At 52.8% G+C, this 17,637-nt stretch carries 17 protein-coding genes and 1 other annotated feature; of the genes, 4 read left to right on the forward strand and 13 right to left on the reverse strand.

Translation table 11 applies throughout. The features are described 5' to 3' along the window. Positions 1-18: 18 nt before the first annotated feature. Positions 19-696, reverse strand: coding sequence for a cytochrome b/b6 domain-containing protein (locus HCX89_RS14740; protein ID WP_167716560.1), 678 nt, complete (start codon positions 694-696; stop codon positions 19-21). 312 nt (positions 697-1,008) lie between these two features. On the opposite strand from HCX89_RS14740, the gene raiA reads away from it, so the two are divergent. Both raiA and HCX89_RS14750 read left to right on the forward strand, forming a co-directional pair. Continuing rightward, complete coding sequence (gene raiA / locus HCX89_RS14745) at positions 1,009-1,362, forward strand: ribosome-associated translation inhibitor RaiA (RefSeq protein ID WP_025010573.1); 354 nt, start codon at positions 1,009-1,011, stop codon at positions 1,360-1,362. A 108-nt stretch (positions 1,363-1,470) separates the two neighbouring features. Further along, positions 1,471-1,590, forward strand: a sequence feature (Phe leader region). A 38-nt stretch (positions 1,591-1,628) separates the two neighbouring features. After that, positions 1,629-3,584: a chorismate mutase gene (locus tag HCX89_RS14750; RefSeq protein WP_167716561.1), complete on the forward strand. Its 1,956-nt coding sequence runs from the start codon at positions 1,629-1,631 to the stop codon at positions 3,582-3,584. Here the strand turns inward: HCX89_RS14750 and HCX89_RS14755 are convergent. From HCX89_RS14755 to ffh, 11 genes are all read right to left on the reverse strand, one after another. Next, positions 3,572-4,873: a sodium:proton antiporter gene (locus HCX89_RS14755; RefSeq protein ID WP_028779792.1), complete on the reverse strand. Its 1,302-nt coding sequence runs from the start codon at positions 4,871-4,873 to the stop codon at positions 3,572-3,574. The genes HCX89_RS14750 and HCX89_RS14755 overlap by 13 nt on opposite strands. A 46-nt stretch (positions 4,874-4,919) precedes the next feature. After that, positions 4,920-5,255, reverse strand: coding sequence for a hypothetical protein (locus HCX89_RS14760; RefSeq protein ID WP_028779791.1), 336 nt, complete (start codon positions 5,253-5,255; stop codon positions 4,920-4,922). A 99-nt stretch (positions 5,256-5,354) separates the two neighbouring features. After that, the gene (locus tag HCX89_RS14765) at positions 5,355-6,452 is read right to left on the reverse strand and encodes a hybrid-cluster NAD(P)-dependent oxidoreductase (RefSeq protein ID WP_174840135.1); all 1,098 of its coding nucleotides are present in this window, start codon (positions 6,450-6,452) and stop codon (positions 5,355-5,357) included. A 68-nt stretch (positions 6,453-6,520) separates the two neighbouring features. Further along, positions 6,521-8,182 (reverse strand): hydroxylamine reductase, encoded by a 1,662-nt coding sequence (gene hcp / locus HCX89_RS14770; RefSeq protein ID WP_096140806.1) that lies wholly within the window; start codon positions 8,180-8,182, stop codon positions 6,521-6,523. Between the two features lie 229 nt (positions 8,183-8,411). Then, positions 8,412-9,551: a bifunctional chorismate mutase/prephenate dehydrogenase gene (gene tyrA / locus HCX89_RS14775; protein ID WP_096140807.1), complete on the reverse strand. Its 1,140-nt coding sequence runs from the start codon at positions 9,549-9,551 to the stop codon at positions 8,412-8,414. A gap of 13 nt (positions 9,552-9,564) precedes the next feature. Next, positions 9,565-10,656, reverse strand: coding sequence for a 3-deoxy-7-phosphoheptulonate synthase (locus HCX89_RS14780; RefSeq protein WP_044734945.1), 1,092 nt, complete (start codon positions 10,654-10,656; stop codon positions 9,565-9,567). A gap of 311 nt (positions 10,657-10,967) precedes the next feature. Beyond that, complete coding sequence (rplS, locus tag HCX89_RS14785) at positions 10,968-11,321, reverse strand: 50S ribosomal protein L19 (protein WP_025010567.1); 354 nt, start codon at positions 11,319-11,321, stop codon at positions 10,968-10,970. A 34-nt stretch (positions 11,322-11,355) separates the two neighbouring features. Beyond that, positions 11,356-12,099 (reverse strand): tRNA (guanosine(37)-N1)-methyltransferase TrmD, encoded by a 744-nt coding sequence (gene trmD / locus HCX89_RS14790; protein WP_096140808.1) that lies wholly within the window; start codon positions 12,097-12,099, stop codon positions 11,356-11,358. 16 nt (positions 12,100-12,115) lie between these two features. Then, a complete protein-coding gene (gene rimM / locus HCX89_RS14795) occupies positions 12,116-12,646 on the reverse strand; it encodes a ribosome maturation factor RimM (RefSeq protein ID WP_025010565.1) in 531 nt (176 codons plus the stop codon). Positions 12,647-12,667: 21 nt separating this feature from the next. Next, positions 12,668-12,919 carry a 30S ribosomal protein S16 gene (rpsP, locus tag HCX89_RS14800; RefSeq protein ID WP_025010564.1) on the reverse strand — a complete coding sequence of 84 codons (252 nt, stop codon included), beginning with the start codon at positions 12,917-12,919 and terminating at the stop codon, positions 12,668-12,670. 215 nt (positions 12,920-13,134) lie between these two features. Next, complete coding sequence (gene ffh, locus HCX89_RS14805; RefSeq protein WP_025887855.1) at positions 13,135-14,508, reverse strand: signal recognition particle protein; 1,374 nt, start codon at positions 14,506-14,508, stop codon at positions 13,135-13,137. 305 nt (positions 14,509-14,813) lie between these two features. On the opposite strand from ffh, the gene ccsA reads away from it, so the two are divergent. Further along, positions 14,814-15,602, forward strand: a complete 789-nt coding sequence (ccsA, locus tag HCX89_RS14810; protein ID WP_025010563.1) for an inner membrane protein YpjD — start codon at positions 14,814-14,816, stop codon at positions 15,600-15,602. Between the two features lie 100 nt (positions 15,603-15,702). Further along, positions 15,703-16,971, forward strand: a complete 1,269-nt coding sequence (locus HCX89_RS14815; RefSeq protein WP_025010562.1) for an HlyC/CorC family transporter — start codon at positions 15,703-15,705, stop codon at positions 16,969-16,971. Positions 16,972-16,994: 23 nt separating this feature from the next. Here the strand turns inward: HCX89_RS14815 and HCX89_RS14820 are convergent, their stop codons facing one another. After that, complete coding sequence (locus HCX89_RS14820) at positions 16,995-17,534, reverse strand: DUF962 domain-containing protein (protein ID WP_096140810.1); 540 nt, start codon at positions 17,532-17,534, stop codon at positions 16,995-16,997. Between the last annotated feature and the right edge of the window lie 103 nt (positions 17,535-17,637).

Raw genomic sequence — 17,637 nt, forward strand, 5'->3', positions numbered from 1 at the left:
TTTTTAATGCTTGGAAACTTACAACATGCCGATCACGGGCATCATCAAGAAGTGCACCACAGGCACGGCAACCACCAACAAAAGCACCAGTGCCAACATCAGAGACGCAAATCTGGGCTGCTGTGCTTCTGCAGCAGGTAAGCGCTTATAGCCACTGAACATGGCCCCCACCAGCTTTTCACCTTTGAAGCGGTGCAACAAGACGGCGGCCACATGAATACCGGCAAGGATCAATAAAAGATCGAAATTCTTCTTGTGTAACCAGGTAAAGCAACTGGCGGTTTCACCGCTGACATAGGAGACCAAGGGCCCTTCGGTGAATATCTCATCTGTGGCAAACAAACCCGACACCAATTGCAGACTGATGATGACCAGCAATAGCACCACCATATAACCCCCAAGAGGGTTATGCCCTAAAGAATGAGGAGCCTGCTTGACCCGCATCTTGGCAAGATAATCCAATGCCTGGCGGGGATGACGGACAAAGTGGCTGAAACGGGCTGTGTCGCTGCCGATAAAGCCCCAAATAAGCCGCACCACCAGCAAGATCATCAGACTATAGGCAAACAACTGGTGATAACTCATCTCCCCCTGATCGGCGCTCCACCATAGCCCGGCCAGGAGCAGCAGCATACCCCAATGAAACACCCGCACAGGTATATCCCAGACCTTCACTTTAACTTCGTTGTTATTCATAAAGTACTTCCTGTTATCACCCGTTTTGGCCCAAACGGCATAAGGGTAAAGAGTTGTAGATGACAAACATGATGATATTTAAAGCGAGGGAAGGAGGCAATCGGAAAGGACTGATACTCAGTGATCTCATCGAATATGACCCTTTATTGACAAGGGTTCAAGGCTTTTTAGGGCAAAATTATCCAAACTTGTCTAAGTGATCAAATAAGTGACAAACGCTCTCTGACTCGCCATAAATATTGATCTGGATCACATTTTTAACCTCAGGTATTGTTAGTCTGAAGTCAAGGAAACAACAGAGGGTTTGACAATATGCTAAAGATCACCAGCAAGCAATTTGAAGTCACAGCTGCTATCCGTGAACGTGTTGAGAGCCGCCTTGCCAAACTGAACCGTTACGATACCCAGTTGATTAATCCCCATGTCATCATCCTCACAGAAGGGCCACTCTTTAAAATAGAAGCATCAATTAAACTGGCCAACGGACAACTTTTTGCCCAGGCGAAACATGAAAATCTCTACGCAGCCATAAATGCAATGGGACAAAAGCTGGAAAAACAGCTCAATCGCCTGACCCACAAACCCGCAGCTCAGCGTGGTGCCTTGGAAACCGAAGCCACCGAACCTGAGTTCGAATATGATTATAAGGAGGATTACGCAGCTTGATATTTCAATCTCCCACTAACCAGCGCACCTCCGGGTGCGCTTTTCATTGCTGAACCCAAGGATTTTTTGATTGACAGCCCAAGGGGATAGTTTTAGCTTAAACGCCATGAAATACCTCAATCGCTCATTTTTTATTTTCTTTTTTACACCTCATTTCCGGAGGCGGCCCTGACGTGTAAAAACGAAAGTGAAAATTGCCAAGCCTCCCACCCGGGAGGCTTTTTTGTCTGTATCATGCACTGAGTATTACTGGTTTAGAGGTCAGAATGAACAAAGTACCGTCGCTGGAGCGAATAAGGGATGACATCACTACCCTGGACAGGGATCTGTTGGCACTGTTGGCCAAACGCCGGCAACTCAGCCTGGAAGTCGCCCGCAGCAAAGAGGTGGACATTCGCCCTATCCGTGATACCCAGAGAGAAAAAGAACTCTTGGCCAGGCTGGTTCGCCAAGGGCGGGAACAGGGGCTGGATGCCCACTATGTCATCAGTCTGTACCAAGCCATTATTGAAGATTCTGTACTGAACCAGCAGGCCTACCTCCAGGGCAGAGCCAATCCCGAAACCCAGAAACAGCAATACTGCATCGCCTATTTGGGCGCCAGAGGCTCATATTCCTACCTGGCCGCCAGTCGCTACTGCCAACGCCGTCAGGTTGAGATGCAGGATCTGGGTTGTCAGAACTTCGATGATATAGTGCAGGCCGTCGAGTCCGGCCATGCCGATTATGGTTTTCTACCGATAGAGAACACCTCATCCGGCTCCATCAACGAAGTCTACGATGTATTGCAGCACACCAGCCTGGCTATTGTGGGTGAAACCACCATAGAAGTGGGCCACTGTCTGCTGGCCAAAGCGGGAAGCAAGCTTGCCGATATCAAAACCGTCTATGCCCACCCCCAACCCATCAGCCAATGCAGCCGCTACCTGAGCCGCCATCCCGACTTTCGTCTGGAATATTGCGCCAGCAGCGCCGAGGCAATGGAAAAAGTTCTCCAGGGCGATAACACTGTGGCCGCTATCGGCTCCAGTGAAGGCGGTGCCCTCTACCAGTTGGAACCTCTGGAGCAGGAACTGGCCAATCAAAAAATCAACCAGAGCCGCTTTATCGTAGTGGCCCGCAAGGCGATAGAGGTGCCGGAGCAACTGCCGGCCAAGACCACCCTGATTATGGCAACCGGCCAGAAGCCAGGCGCCTTGGTGGAAGCCTTGCTGATCCTTAAAGATCACAACCTCAATATGAGTAAGCTGGAGTCACGCCCTATCCCGGGCACGCCTTGGGAAGAGATGTTTTATCTGGATGTCGATGCCAATCTGGCATCCATAGCTATGCAGCAAGCACTTGCCGAGCTTGAGCGGCTCACCCGCTTTATCAAGGTACTTGGCTGTTACCCTTGTGAGACAGTCGAGCCAACCCAGCTGAGTCACAGCCAACTGCTGATTGAACCTGAGAGTTCCAGGCAGGACAGCGCCAAACCGTCACCCCAGAGACATTCCCGCCACTATAAACCGGCAAGCACAGAAATTAGTTGCGGTCAGCTCAAACTGGGGCAAGGCCAGTTCGCCGCCTTGGCGCAACTGAACCTCCCCATAGATGCAGCCAGCTTTGCCCCAAGCGCCAAGGCCCTCAGGGAAGCGGGATTTCAGGGCGTGGTTCTCAGCACGCTGACGCGCCAACCCAATGCCAAACAGCAACTGCCCAAGTTGCAGAGCCTGTTAAACCAAGCCGGGCTGCAGAGCATTGTTGCCTTGGAGCATGCAGAAGATCTGGCTCTGGCCCAGACCGCGGCCGACATGCTACTGCTCAGCGGTAAACAGATGTACAACACAGAACTGCTCAATGCGCTTGGCGGACAGAACCTGCCGGTGATATTGGAGCGTAATCCCATGGCCAGCCAACAGGATTGGCTGACCAGCGCAGATACCCTGCTCGCCGGCGGGAATCAGCAGTTAATCCTCTGTGATGCGGGGGTCAGTGGATTGAATCAGCCAGAACAACTTGTGTTGGATCTCGCCACCCTGGTGGAACTAAAAACCCAGAGCCACCTGCCGCTATTGGTAAATCCAAGTCTGTGCCTCAACCCAAGCAGCAGTGAGCAAACACTGACTGCTCAGGCCTTGGCTATCAAGGCGTTGGGCGTAGATGGTTTAATCATCGCAGCCGATGTTCGTCATGCACAGCAACATGCAGGCTTAATCGCCAAACTGTATCAGACAGCCTGAGTCGATTCGGCAGCGGCTTTACCGGCCTCTGCCGCCTCGCGGCTGCGGCGGATCAAACGGGAAACCGTTGAGCCCTGCACCATGATAGAAAAGACCACCACGGCATAGGTCATTACCAGCAAGAGATCCCTGAGCTCCAGCTCGGGGGTCAGCACTATCCCCGCCGGAATACTCATGGCCATAGCCAGCGCCAAGCCGCCCTTGAGCCCGCCCCAGATCAGGATCCCCTCCGCGCCTTGGCTGTATTGCCGCATACGCCGGAACCCCAGATAAGGTAAGTACACGCTGACACATCTTGCCAACAACACCACAGGGATACTCAGCAGCACAAACCACCAGAGTTGCATATCCAGATGGGTCAACAGCAACAGGAGCCCCAATAGCAGGAACAAGAGCGAATTGAAGAAGTGTTCAAGCAGGCCCCAGAACCTTTGCAGCAATATTCTCCCCGTGACCCCAAAGCATTTTGGCACGGTGAAATTCCCCAGCACGATTCCTGCGGCCACCATGGCCAGAGGGCCGGACACCGAGAGTTTTTCTGCCATCACATAACCTGCGGTCGGCACCACCAAGGTGATCAAGAGTCTCTGGGTTTCTTCATCCGTGAGTTTCATCAGTTGATGCAGCGCAAAGGCCAGCGCCAGGCCATAGGCAATGCCACCAACGGCCTCATGGAAAAACAGCGCGCCGACATCAGCCAGGCTCAGAGCCTCGGCGGAAAAAGCCAGCTGAGAGACAGCAACAAACAGCACCAGGCCAATGCCATCATTGAACAGCGACTCACCCTCAACCTGAATGGCAATATCCTCAGGCGCGCCGAGCTTTTTCAAGATGGCCAAAACCGCTATCGGATCGGTTGGTGATATTAAGGCCCCGAACAACAGGCAGTAACTCCAGGGCAGCACCAGCCCCAGCAGCGGCATCAAATAGAAACAAAGCGCCGCCACTGTCAGAGTGGAAATCACAGTACCAAGCAGAGCCAGACAGAGAATTTCCCATTTCTGGCTTGCCAGCACCTTGAGCCTTATCTGCAGCGCACCGGCAAAGAGCAGAAAACCCAACATACCGTTCAGCAGCAGCGCCTGAAAGTCTAGGCGCTGCAATACCGAAATGGTTTTGATATGGATATCCAGCTCAAACAACTTACCCACCACCAGAATAATCAGGCTAAGGAGCATGGCCAGGCCTGTGATGGCAATGGTTTCCTGCAATGAGTGAAAACGGCTGGATAACAGCGAGATAATCAGTGCCAGCGCCGCCAGCACACAGAAGAGTTGATAGTCCGTCATATTTCCTTGCGATCAGGCTGACCGCTTCCCTGGTAGCAGACAAGAGCTACATGGCTTGTCCATCTGTGAGGCTGAGCCAGCCCTTGAAGATTCGGTAACTGAACCAGATAACCCCCAGGGCGCACAAGCTAAGGCTGAGCCACAGCGGATTGACCCAGTAGCCCATAGCCAGTAGCAGTGCCAAACCCATAATACTGCGCCTTTGCCAGCGCAAGTGAGAGCCCAGCAGCGACAGAGGTGCGACCTGCCTTTGGCTTAAGTTAATCAACAGGCTCAGGATCACAGGCAGGAAAAACAACGGAAAGGCACACATAAGCGCATATAAAAAATGGCCCATGCTGCGATCTTCACTGGCAAATGCTTCTGAGGGTAAGCTGGTCATAGTCTGTCTCCGGCCAACATCTGGAATGCAGGGCCCAAAGCTCTTGCCCTGCTTTAACCATACTGTGAGATCGCCACTTCTGCAATGCCGGAAACAGAATTAGAAGGGGCCGGTTTCCAGTTGAATATCACTCTTCACCCGGCTGGAGCACGCCAGCACCATACCTGAGTCAATCTCATCCTGGCTAAGTGTCTGCTGGCTGCTGCTTTCCACCTCACCGGAGACAACCCGGCACTTACAGGAGCCACAAACGCCGCTGCGACAGGCGGCAATAATGGGCAAACCTTCAGACTCCAGCGCTTCTAGCAGGGTCTGCTCACCATTGATGCTGAGCTCAAGGCCGGCAACACTCAAGCGGTAATTGGCCGAACCGTCACCCGCGGGCGCCGAGGTATTTTCAGCAAAGCTTTCCTTGTGAAAGCGCGTCATATCGAAGTCTGCTTGCGCCAGCATCTGCTCTGTGGCCGTCATATAAGCCTCAGGGCCACAGACATACACGGTGCGCTGGCGATAATCCGGCACCAGTTGTTCCAGTGCCGCCAAGCTCAGGCGTCCCGGTAACATAGGGCACTCGGCAAGGTCCCCGGAGACTGAGGCAGTCTCACTTCCCTGCTCCAGCAGATAGCCCAGCTTAAAATTATCGTGACGGCTGTTGATGGCCCGCAAACTGCCTCGGAAGATGAGATCCTGCTCGCTTCTGGCACAGTGAATAAAGGCGATATCGCTGTCAAGATAACTGTCGGTCAGAAAACGGCTCATGGAAAACATCGGCGTGATGCCACAACCGGCGCTTAAAAACAGGTAGCGCTCGGCCGGTATATCGATAAGGTTGAACTGGCCGTAGGGCCCGGAAGCCATCAGGCTGTGGCCCGGCTTAAGATTATCGATAAGGTAGTTGGAAATTTTGCCGCCCTCAACCCTCTTGATGGTCAGCATCAAAGAATTAGGCCGAGATGGCGAAGATGAGATGGTATAACAGCGGCGATACTCCTCACCGGCAATCTCCAATTGCAATGCCAAAAACTGCCCGGGCTTGAAATGAAAAGACAGCGGCTGGGCCGCTTTAAAACGAAAACTCACCACATCCGGGGTTTCCTGCCAGCGGGCGACACAAATGAGCCGCAGCTCTCCGGGAACCCATTGACCAGCCTGAAATTGACTGATTGCCGGCGAAACTTGTAATGGATTGAGTGTCATCGAAACTCCCTCTACAGAGAAAGAAATGGCCGGAATGCCGCTGGCATTCCGGCCTCAAGAGATACGCATCAAGCGGCGCCGAGAATCGCCTCCAGGTCTTCCTCAACCGTGCCGACATTGCGCAGGCCGAACTTATCTTCCAATACCTTCAGCAAATTGGCGGTCAGGAAGGCCGGCGGAGTTGGGCCGGTACGTATGTTCTTCACTCCCAGTGACAGCAAGGTCAACAGGACCACTATCGCCTTCTGCTCAAACCAGGACAGCACCAGACTCAGCGGCAATTCGTTGATATCACACTCAAAAACTTCAGACAGTGCCAGCGCCAGCTGAATCGCCGAGTAGGCGTCGTTACACTGGCCGATATCCAGCAGTCTGGGGATACCGTTGATATCACCGAATTCGAGCTTGTTGAACTTGTACTTGCCACAGCCCAGGGTCAGGATCAGGCTGTCTTTTGGGGCCGCCTTGGCAAGGTCGGTGAAATAACTGCGCTCGGCCTTGTCACCATCACAGCCGCCAATCAGGAAGAAGTGGCGGATATTGCCGTTCTTGACGTTTTCAACCACGGCAGGCGCCGCGTTCATCAAAGCGTTGCGGGCGAAACCTATGGTGATCATATGGGGGATCTCATCATAGGCAAAGCCTTCAAGCGCCAGTGCCTTGTCGATAACGGCACTGAAATCGTCGCCGGTCAGGTGAGTCACGCCCGGCCAACCAACGATACTGCGGGTAAAGATACGGTCGGCATACAGACCGACATTGGGATCGATAATGCAGTTGGAGGTCATCACCACGGCGCCGGGGAAGTTGGCAAATTCCTTCTGTTGATTTTGCCAGGCGCTGCCGTAGTTCCCCACCAGATGCGGGTATTTCTTCAGCTCGGGATAGGCCAGCGCCGGCAACATCTCACCATGGGTATAGACATTGATACCCTTGCCTTCTGTCTGTTGCAGGATGAGCTCGAGATCTTTCATATCGTGGCCAGAGACCAAGATTGCCTTGCCCTTCACCGGTTTGGTGTTGACCTGAGTCGGCTCTGGATGACCAAAGGCCGCGGTTTCACCGGCGTCTAGCATAGCCATCACAGAATAGTTGAGCTGACCTATCTCCATCGCGGTGGCAAACAGCTTGTCCGCATCTGTGCTGTCGGTCGCCAGAAAGGCCATGATTTCGTGGAAACGACCGGCCACTTCGCTGCTGGTCTGATCCAGAACCCGGGCGTGTTCCATATAGGCAGCCGCCCCTTTCAGGCCGTAGAGGCACAGGAGCCGCAGACCGAGAATATCTTCATTGAGGTCATCACCTCGGTTGGGCGCAGCCACTTTGGCCTGTTGTAACAGCTCGGCCTTGGACGCCCCCAGCAGCAGAGTCGCCGCGGCGGACATAGGCTCGGGTGTCACGCCCCTTTGTTCGCAAAGCTCCAGATAGCGCAGCTTTAGCTGTTCTCGCAAGCGAGCGGCCTCTTTTGCGTATTCGCTAATCCGCTCGTCGTCGAAGTTGACATTGGTCAGAGTGGCGAAAAATGCCTTGGGCACAAAGGTATCAACTTGCGGATCGATAACCTCAAACTCCCGGAGTTTAACAGCATAGGCGGACAGCCCCTGCAACATGTAAATCAACAGATCCTGCAGATCCGAGGTCGCGGCCAATTTACCGCACATCCCCTGGGCATAGCTGCAGCCATTACCGGCCGGGGTTCGAATGGTTTGCTCACACTGAATACAAAACACGGCATATCTCCTTTAATCATGCTTTATTTTTGCATGTTTTAAATCAGTGTACTCTTTCATCGCTCAGACGAAAGAACGTGAGTCGTAAAGCTTGAAGGGGATCACCTTAAGCGATTGCTGAACAAATGGCTTTTTGACTTCTATCTGGCTGATACAAATGAAAAAGGAGCCTAGAAGGCTCCCTTGGATAAATCGCGTTGCACTGCCAGCGGAGTTGACCGCCTTGAGATCAGTGACTCTTCATATCATTGACCGACTGCAGCATGCTGCGGCTTTCGCTGCGAAACTGTGGTGCAAAGTCACCGAACCATTCGGCCACCTCACGGAACTGGCGCACAAAGCCATCTCTGTCACCGGCCTTGAGCATGGCCAAAGCGCCGGCATAGTTGTCCAGATAGTCGGAAATAGCCCCCAGGCTCTCCTGTTGGGCGAAGATGATATCGGCGTAAAGCTCTGGGCTTTGGGCAAACAAGCGACCGACCATGGCCAGCTCCAGCCGGTAAATCGGTGAACTGAACTGCAGCAGACTATCGAGATCGGCCTGCTCCCGGCACAAGTTGAGGCCATAGACAAAGCTGGAGAAATGGCGCATCGCCTGCACCAGTTGCATCGCCTTATCATGCTTACCGGCATCCGCTTCCACCAGCCGTGCTCCCCAAATAGCTATCTGCTCCAGCAGCCAGACATAGGCCTCACTCTGCCGGCCATGGCACACTACGACAACCTGCTTGGCAAGGCTGCCCACATCCGGGCCAAACATGGGATGAAGCCCCACCACAGGCCCGCTGTGGGCCTCGAGCATGGCTTGCAGCGGCTCTGACTTTATCGAGGTCAGATCCGCAAGAATGCAATCCTTGGGCAAACGCTGTAAATGGGAGCGAATAAGCTTACAGGTAATGGCAATCGGCACAGTGACCAATACCAGACCGGCCCCGTCGAGGATAGCATCGGCATTATCCCAATCATCTTTATCAAGCAGATGTACTGGATAGCCGGAGAGTGTCAGCATCTGGGCAAACAGGGTGCCCAACTGGCCACGACCGCCAATGATCACCACCTTGTTGATACCCGGGTTCACCTGCTTGAAACCCACATCCTTCTCGTTGAGATAGGATTCCCGCATCAGGCGCCGGAGCACATCTTCTATCAACTGCGGCGATACCCCCAGACTTTCGGCTTCTGCACGGCGCTTGGCCAACATGGCGGCCTCCCGCTGCGGTGCATAGATGGGCAGGCCGGCGTTGTGTTTGACCACGCCGACCTGGGCCACCAGATCCAGCCGCTGACGCAGCAACTTGAGTAACTCTTGGTCGACGCCGTCAATCAGTCCGCGTAACTTTTCCAGCTCTGCCGTGGTTTTCTCACTCATCTCAAATCTTCCGTCAGCCATTTGCCACCCTGAGCATATCAAAGCGAGTGGGTAAAATAGAACTCAGTTGCGCCGCTCCTTGCCTGAGCAGTTGCTCCGTGTCCTGCCAATCTATGCAGGCATCTGTGACCGAAACTCCGTAGTCAAGCTCGGCAAGCGGCTTGTCACAGGCCTGATTACCGGCAAACAGATGGCTTTCCAACATCAAACCTATGATGGAACGATTGCCCGCCGCTATCTGGTCAAATACATCCCGGCACACAGGCAGCTGCCGCCGATGATCTTTGTTGGAGTTGCCATGACTACAGTCGATAATCAGCCTGGCATTGAGCCCGGCACCATGCAGCTGCCGTTCACACTCGGCCACAGAATCGGCGTCATAGTTGGGGCCAGCCCCACCTCGCAGGATCACATGCCCGTCCGGGTTACCGGCGGTTTGCAGCAAAGCCACCTGCCCTTGCTGGTTGATCCCCATGAATCTGTGACTGCTGGCCGCCGACTTGAGGGCGTTAATGGCCACCCCCAGATTGCCATCCGTGCCATTCTTGAACCCTACCGGCATGGAAAGCCCGGAGGCCATCTCCCGGTGGGTTTGTGATTCTGTGGTTCTGGCGCCTATGGCTGACCAAGTCACCAGCTCGGAAATATATTGCGGACTGATGGGATCCAGCGCCTCGGTGGCAACCGGCAACTCGAGTTCGGCCAGAAACAGCATCAACTCCCGCGCCATCCGCAACCCTTTTTCAATATTGAAGGACTCATCCATATCGGGATCATTGATCATCCCTTTCCAGCCCACTGTAGTTCGGGGCTTTTCAAAGTAGACCCGCATCAGGATAAAAAACTGGTCCTTGAGCTCGTCATGGAGCTTTTTCAGTTTCAGGGCATATTCCTTGGCCGACTCAATATCGTGAATAGAGCAAGGGCCGGTGACGACCAACACCCGGTTGTCACGCTTGTGAACTATGTCGGAAACCGTCTTGCGGGCACTGAGAATATAGCGATAACCGTGATCAGAAAGTGGCAACTGCTGCTTGAGTTCTTCGGGAGTTATGAGGACTTGTTCGGCACTGATGTGCACATTCTCTATATTACTGGACTGCATTCTGATCACCTGAAATTAATTTGCGCGACTTGCTTAATCGCATCATCGTAGCGGTACACCATTACGGCATTACACTATGCCGAGACTGGGCCAAGAGATCAAGGGCGAAACCAGAAAAAATTTTCATGTCGTCGCAAAGGTGGGAGCAATAGGCTGGGCACTTAGTCTGTGCAGGCGTGCAGGATTGTGAGCTTGGCTGACTTGCGCGATAGCAATCTGCTGTCGCCAGTTCGTGGAGCAGAGAAAGAGAAAACAAAAACCCGCCATATAGGCGGGTCTCTGTGCGAACACTTGCGTCTTTATGTAGCGGCTTACTTAGTAGCCAGCTTCTCACGGATACGTGCAGACTTACCTGAACGCTCGCGCAGATAGTACAGCTTGGCGCGACGAACGCGACCACGACGCTTAACTTCGATGCTGGAAATCAGTGGGCTGTGCGTTTGGAAAGCACGCTCAACACCTTCACCATTAGAGATCTTACGTACGGTAAATGCAGAGTGCAGACCGCGGTTACGCTTAGCGATAACCACGCCTTCAAAGGCCTGCAGACGCTCTTTGTCACCCTCTTTAACACGAACCTGAACGACTACGGTATCACCGGCACCGAACTCAGGTACGTCTTTTTTCATTTGCTCATCGTTGAGCATTTTAATGATGTTGTTCATAACTTACTCCGTTCTAGAATTAACTGAGCTGCGACTAGGCTGAGTCCATTGCGTCAACGAACTGCGCTAATAGAGTCGTCTGTTCGTCAGTCAGAGCTAGATGTTCAAATAATTCTGGTCGTCGCTGCAGTGTTCTTATCAAACTCTGCTGTAGACGCCAGCGTCTAATTTCTTCGTGGTTGCCGCTGAGTAACACCGCCGGAACATCCAGTCCATCGAGACATTCAGGCCGGGTATAGTGAGGACAATCCAATAATCCGTCAGAGAAGGAATCCTGCTCTGCCGAGGCCTGTTTGCCCAGCACGCCGGGAACCAGTCTCGAAACCGAATCTATCAGGGTCATTGCCGGCAATTCACCGCCCGAGAGCACGTAATCACCAACCGACCACTCCTCATCCACTTCCGTCTGAATGATGCGCTCATCGATACCTTCGTAGCGACCGCACACCAGGATCAGCTTGGATGATTGTGCCAGCTCAGATACGCCTTGCTGAGTCAGCTTGCGTCCCTGAGGTGACAGATATATCACCTTGGCTCCCTCACCTGCCGCAGCCTTGGCTGCATGAATGGCATCGCGAAGGGGCTGAACCATCATCAACATTCCGGGACCACCACCATAAGGTCTATCGTCCACAGTGTTGTGTCTGTCATGGGTGAAATCCCTGGGATTCCACGTCTGTACTTCCAGCAGGCCATTCTTCACGGCCCGACCCGTCACGCCAAAGTCTGTTACTGCTCGAAACATCTCCGGGAACAGGGTGATTACCCCTAACCACATAAGCTGTTTCCTCGACTCAGAAGTCCGGATCCCAATCCACTAAAATCTGTTTCGCCGAAACGTTCACCTCTTTGATGAACTGTTCGGTGACAAAGGGGATCATACGTTCCGCTTTGCCAAAGCTATCTTTGGCGTTGGCCTTCACCAGCAAGACGTCGTTGGATCCTGTTTCCACGATCTGATCGACCTTGCCCATGTTGTAGCCCTTGGTGTTGATCACTTCGCAGCCGATAAGATCGCGCCAGTAGAACTCATCTTCCGGCAGGTCTTTCATCTGCTCAGGCAGTATGCCGATCTCACAGTTAGTGAGCATCTGCGCCCGCTCCCGCGTCTCTACCCCTTCAAGTGCGGCAACAACCGCCTTGCCCTGATAGCGCCACTGGGTGACCTTCACTTCACGCCATTCGCCCTGCTCTTTAATGAGCCAAGGTGAATAGTCAAAAATACCTTCAACAGAATCGGTATAGGCGGTGATTTTCAGCCAACCTTTAATGCCATAGCTGGAACCAAGTTTGCCCAACACGATTGGCTGTGGGTTACTGCTCATCAATCTATACCTTAAACGCTATTAAGCAGCTGCTTTACGAGCGTCTTTGATCAGTTTTGCTACGCGTTCTGTAGTTGCAGCACCGTTTGAAACCCAGTGCTCAACGCGGTCCAGATCCAGGCGCAGAGTTTCTTCCTGGCCTTTGGCCAGAGGGTTGAAGAAACCTACACGCTCGATGAAACGACCGTCACGGGCATTGCGGCTATCAGCAACAACGATGTTGTAAAATGGACGCTTTTTCGCGCCACCACGAGCTAAACGAATGGTAACCATGCGTTCTTTATCCTCTAATGATTTGCTTTTCAGCAAAAATAAAAACTGGAACCCCGTGTTCGCGAAGAGTCCCAGATAGAAAGCCGGAAGATTTTACCTGACTTTCGGGCGAATGCAACCGATCCCGGCTAATTTTACAACGCCCATTCACAGCTTATCCCAAGCGGGACAATAGCTAAGGAAGGTTTGCACCTTCCCGGTAAGGTCATTTTGTATCAGCGGCCGGGGAATTTCATTCCCGGAGGCAACATGCCTCCCAGGCCACGCATCATCTTATGCATGCCGCCCTTGGCGGACATTTTCTTCATCATTTTCTGCATCTGGGTAAACTGCTTCAGCAAGCGGTTTACATCCTGAATTTGAGTGCCGGAACCGGCGGCGATGCGGCGTTTACGCGAGCCCTTGATCATATCCGGGCGCTTACGCTCATCTGGCGTCATGGAGTTAATAATAGCCTCCATCTGACCTGTGAGCTTACCGTTTTGCACCTGCGCCAAAGCATCGGGAGGCAGTTGACCGACACCGGGTAGTTTTTCCAGCATCCCCATCATGCCGCCCATATTCTTCATCTGTTGCAGCTGCTCACGGAAGTCTTCCAGGTCAAAACTGCCGCCGGACTTCACTTTTGAGGCCAGCTTAAGGGCTTTTTCCTTATCGACACCGCGCTCAACTTCTTCGATGAGCGACAACACGTCTCCCATCCCCAGAATACGGGAAGCGACCCGGTCTGGATGGAAAGGCTCAAGGGCATCAGTCTTCTCACCCACACCCAGGAACTTAATGGGTTTACCTGTAATATGACGAATGGACAGGGCGGCACCGCCTCTGGCATCACCATCCACCTTGGTGAGGATCACCCCGGTCAGCGGCAGCGCTTCATTAAAGGCCTTGGCGGTATTGGCCGCATCCTGACCTGTCATGGCGTCGACCACAAACAAGGTTTCAACCGGCTTGACCGCAGCGTGCAGTGCCTTGATCTCATCCATCATCGCCTCGTCCACATGCAGACGACCGGCGGTATCCAGAATCACTACATCGATAAACTTACGCTTGGCGTAAGCTATGGCATCATTGGCGATATCCACCGGTTTCTGGCTGACGTCCGATGGGAAAAATTCGACTTCAACTTCATTGGCCAGGGTTTCCAGCTGCTTGATCGCCGCCGGACGGTATACGTCGGCACTGACCACAAGCACAGACTTCTTCTGTCTGGTGCGCAGGAACTTACCCAGCTTGGCGACACTGGTGGTTTTACCCGCGCCCTGCAGGCCCGCCATCATCAATACGGCAGGTGGCTGGGCGGCCAGGTTGAGGGCCTCATTGGCCTCGCCCATGGCTTTTTCCAGTTCACTCTGGACAATTTTGACAAACACCTGGCCCGGGGTCAGGCTCTTGGCCACTTCCTGGCCAACGGCACGTTCTTTGACGCTGCTGACAAATTCCCGCACCACAGGCAGGGCCACATCGGCCTCCAGCAATGCCATACGAACTTCGCGCAGGGTGTCCTTCACGTTCTCTTCAGTCAAGCGACCCCGACCACTGATATTTTTCAGGGTGCGGGACAATCTGTCGGTGAGATTCTCAAACATCGTCCAGTTCTATACCGTTTATGAATGTAAAATGATGGGGCGTATTATAACTATGCCGGGGTATTAATGCAGCCCTGTTCTCAAGATGGGGTTAAATAGACGCTTATCAAGGTGCAAATAAACATTTTGCCTTAATGCGGGTGGGAACCAATTGCCGTATTTTATGCACTAACTGTCGGGAACTGCATAATTTTGTCGTCTGGGTCACTGCCCAATTACCGACGGCTCATGTTATTCTAACGCAAACAAGTTTTTCCGATGCCGCCCACAGAGGCCAATTACACATAAGGATAGGTTAATCCCAGATGGTCATTCTCTCTGCTGCCGCGATGTTTTTCTACAGCATAGCGCTGATATTAGTGACAAGCCGCTTATTTCATGCCGAGGGGCCCAACCGCCGCGCCGTAGCCGGTTTTGCCGCCTTGGGTGTGATACTGCACGCCGCAGCCCTGTACCAGGCGATCTTTACCGCCGATGGCCAGAACTTCAGCCTGACCAATGTGATATCCATGGTGAACTGGATCATCGCTTTGGCGTTCACTCTGGTGCTTTCCCGTATCAAGGTCATAGTCTTGGTGCCTGTTGTGTATGCCTGCTCTGTGATATCCGTAGCCCTGCTATGGCTGCTGCCACCCAAATACATTACCCATTTTGAGCTGCACCCCGAAGTGTTGGTCCATGTGGTGTTGTCATTGATGGCCTACAGTGCCTTGATGATAGCGGCACTCTATGCCATCCAACTGGCCGTTATCCAGAACAAGCTGAAGAAAAAGCAGCTGATGTTGAGCCCGGCTATTCCGCCGCTGATGACGGTCGAAAAGCAGCTGTACCACCTGATCATCATAGGGGTGATTTTGCTGAGTCTGTCGCTCGCCACCGGCTTTATCTTCCTTGATGATATGTTTGCCGATGGCAAGGGTCACAAGGCGGTACTTTCCATTCTGGCTTGGTTCGTCTATATCGCCATGTTGTGGCAGCAATATACCGTGGGTTGCCGTATCCGCACGGCGGTGATCTACAGTCTGACAGGCGCCAGCCTGCTCTCCCTGGCTTACTTTGGCGCCCGCATCGTCAAAGAGCTCATCCTGAGCTAATCTGAGTCGAGTCGGGCAAGGCCTAGACCTTTGCCTGACTTGACACTCCATCCAATTGCCAGTATTTACTAACTTTCGCTATTCCTGACGGGGCCCCTTTTTGGACGATATATCGACCGGCATACTCCTGATAATTCTACTGCTGTTAATCCTGATTTCGGCGTATTTTTCCGGTTCGGAAACCGCCATGATGACCCTAAACCGCTACAGGTTACGTCATCTGGCCAATAATGGTCACAAGGGCGCCAGACGCGCCATTAAGTTGCTGGACCGCCCCGATAGGCTCATAGGCCTGATCCTCATAGGCAACAACCTGGTCAATATCCTGGCCTCCTCAATCGCCACTATTTTAGGGATTCGACTCTGGGGCGACTTGGGATTGGCCATAGCCACCGGGGTACTGACACTTGTGGTATTGGTATTTGCCGAAGTGACGCCCAAAACTGTGGCTGCGCTGCACCCCGAACGTATCGCCTTCCCCTCCAGCCTGGTACTCAAGTGGTTGCTGTGGCTGTTTTCGCCTCTGGTCAAGAGCGTCAATATTATCACCTCCTTTATTCTCAGGCTGATGGGAATACGCTCCATCCGTGCCGATGATGCCCTGAGCCAGGAAGAGCTGCGCACAGTAGTACATGAAGCCGGGGCCCTGATCCCAAGACGCCACCAGGAGATGCTGTTATCGATTCTGGATCTGGAAAAGGTTACAGTGGAAGACATCATGGTGCCCCGCTCCGAGCTCTATGCCATCAATATCAATGATGACTTCAAGAGTATCAACAAGCAGGTTATTCAGAGCCCGCATACCCGGGTACTCTTGTATCGTGACAACATAGATGATGCCGTGGGTTTTGTGCATCTGCGTGATGCCTTGAGACTGCAGTCCAAGGAGCAGTTCAGTAAATCCTCGCTACTTAGAGCCGTGAAAGAGCTGTACTTTATTCCCGAGGGCACACCGCTCAACGTGCAATTGGCCAACTTCCAGCACAATAAGGAACGCATAGGCCTGGTGGTGGATGAATACGGTGATATTCAAGGATTGGTGACGCTGGAAGATATTCTTGAGGAAATCGTCGGTGACTTTACCACTTCCATGGTCACTACTCCCAGCGAAGATATTACCCCGCAGCAGGATGGCAGCTTTCTGATCGATGCCACCATCAATATCCGCGATCTCAACAAAGAGATGGAATGGGACTTCCCCACCGACGGCCCCAAGACCCTCAATGGTTTGATTCTGGAATATCTGGAAGAGATACCCCAGGCCAATACCAGCCTGAGGCTCGCGGGTTACCCGATGGAAGTGGTGGAAGTGGCCGACAACATGATCAAGACAGTGCGGATCATGCCGCAGTTTTATCGCCCATCCTGAAACTCAACCCACTTTGAGCTGAGTCATTGGGCAGTATTGGCTGCCCTTTTGGCGGCTTCCAGTGCCCGGCGTTTGTCCCGGGCTATCGCGGTGATGGTGTTATCCAACTCACCTTCCAGCCCCAGCATAAAAAACACTTCGGCCATCAGGAAAAAGGGGCCAATAAGCAGTTGGTTAAGATCATCGATAAAAGCCGGTTTGGCCTTTTCATACTTGTGGCCAATAAACTGGAATATCCAACCTATGACAAAAACCGTTATGCCCAACCAAATACTGGCATAGCCCAGGGTATAGAGCCATTCGGTCGTCAGAATCATCGGCAGGATAAACAGTGCCAGTCCCAGCGCCAAACGCCAATGCAGCTTGATGTAATAAAGCATCACCCCAACAGCCAGCAACATGGCGACGCTGAGAGTGCCGCTTGAAAAAGGCAGGCGCCACAACGACAGCATTAAAAATACTGACCATATAATCAATGGGATACCGATAAAATGAGTTTTGATATTGGTAGGGTTCAGATGCACACTCTTATAAGTGGACAACTGTTCAACAGCCGACTTCATGACGCTCTCCTTGGTTTTGTTATTATTCTCCTCCCGCCAAGCAGGGACCTCGAGTGTCTATTTGATTCCGGTGCAGGCCCATATACTTGAGCTTCAGATAAGT

The organism is Shewanella sp. Iso12 (assembly GCF_012030025.1).
Classification (GTDB): Bacteria; Pseudomonadota; Gammaproteobacteria; order Enterobacterales; family Shewanellaceae; genus Shewanella; species Shewanella algae.

What these genes read in the sequence shown, in the direction of transcription:
- HCX89_RS14740 (WP_167716560.1), bottom strand. Translation starts at nt 696, where the DNA reads ATGAATAACAACGAAGTTAAAGTGAAGGTCTGGGATATACCTGTGCGG.
- raiA (WP_025010573.1), top strand. Translation starts at nt 1,009, where the DNA reads ATGCTAAAGATCACCAGCAAGCAATTTGAAGTCACAGCTGCTATCCGT.
- HCX89_RS14750 (WP_167716561.1), top strand. Translation starts at nt 1,629, where the DNA reads ATGAACAAAGTACCGTCGCTGGAGCGAATAAGGGATGACATCACTACC.
- HCX89_RS14755 (WP_028779792.1), bottom strand. Translation starts at nt 4,873, where the DNA reads ATGACGGACTATCAACTCTTCTGTGTGCTGGCGGCGCTGGCACTGATT.
- HCX89_RS14760 (WP_028779791.1), bottom strand. Translation starts at nt 5,255, where the DNA reads ATGACCAGCTTACCCTCAGAAGCATTTGCCAGTGAAGATCGCAGCATG.
- HCX89_RS14765 (WP_174840135.1), bottom strand. Translation starts at nt 6,452, where the DNA reads ATGACACTCAATCCATTACAAGTTTCGCCGGCAATCAGTCAATTTCAG.
- tyrA (WP_096140807.1), bottom strand. Translation starts at nt 9,551, where the DNA reads ATGAGTGAGAAAACCACGGCAGAGCTGGAAAAGTTACGCGGACTGATT.
- HCX89_RS14780 (WP_044734945.1), bottom strand. Translation starts at nt 10,656, where the DNA reads ATGCAGTCCAGTAATATAGAGAATGTGCACATCAGTGCCGAACAAGTC.
- rplS (WP_025010567.1), bottom strand. Translation starts at nt 11,321, where the DNA reads ATGAACAACATCATTAAAATGCTCAACGATGAGCAAATGAAAAAAGAC.
- trmD (WP_096140808.1), bottom strand. Translation starts at nt 12,099, where the DNA reads ATGTGGTTAGGGGTAATCACCCTGTTCCCGGAGATGTTTCGAGCAGTA.
- rimM (WP_025010565.1), bottom strand. Translation starts at nt 12,646, where the DNA reads ATGAGCAGTAACCCACAGCCAATCGTGTTGGGCAAACTTGGTTCCAGC.
- rpsP (WP_025010564.1), bottom strand. Translation starts at nt 12,919, where the DNA reads ATGGTTACCATTCGTTTAGCTCGTGGTGGCGCGAAAAAGCGTCCATTT.
- ffh (WP_025887855.1), bottom strand. Translation starts at nt 14,508, where the DNA reads ATGTTTGAGAATCTCACCGACAGATTGTCCCGCACCCTGAAAAATATC.
- ccsA (WP_025010563.1), top strand. Translation starts at nt 14,814, where the DNA reads ATGGTCATTCTCTCTGCTGCCGCGATGTTTTTCTACAGCATAGCGCTG.
- HCX89_RS14820 (WP_096140810.1), bottom strand. Translation starts at nt 17,534, where the DNA reads ATGAAGTCGGCTGTTGAACAGTTGTCCACTTATAAGAGTGTGCATCTG.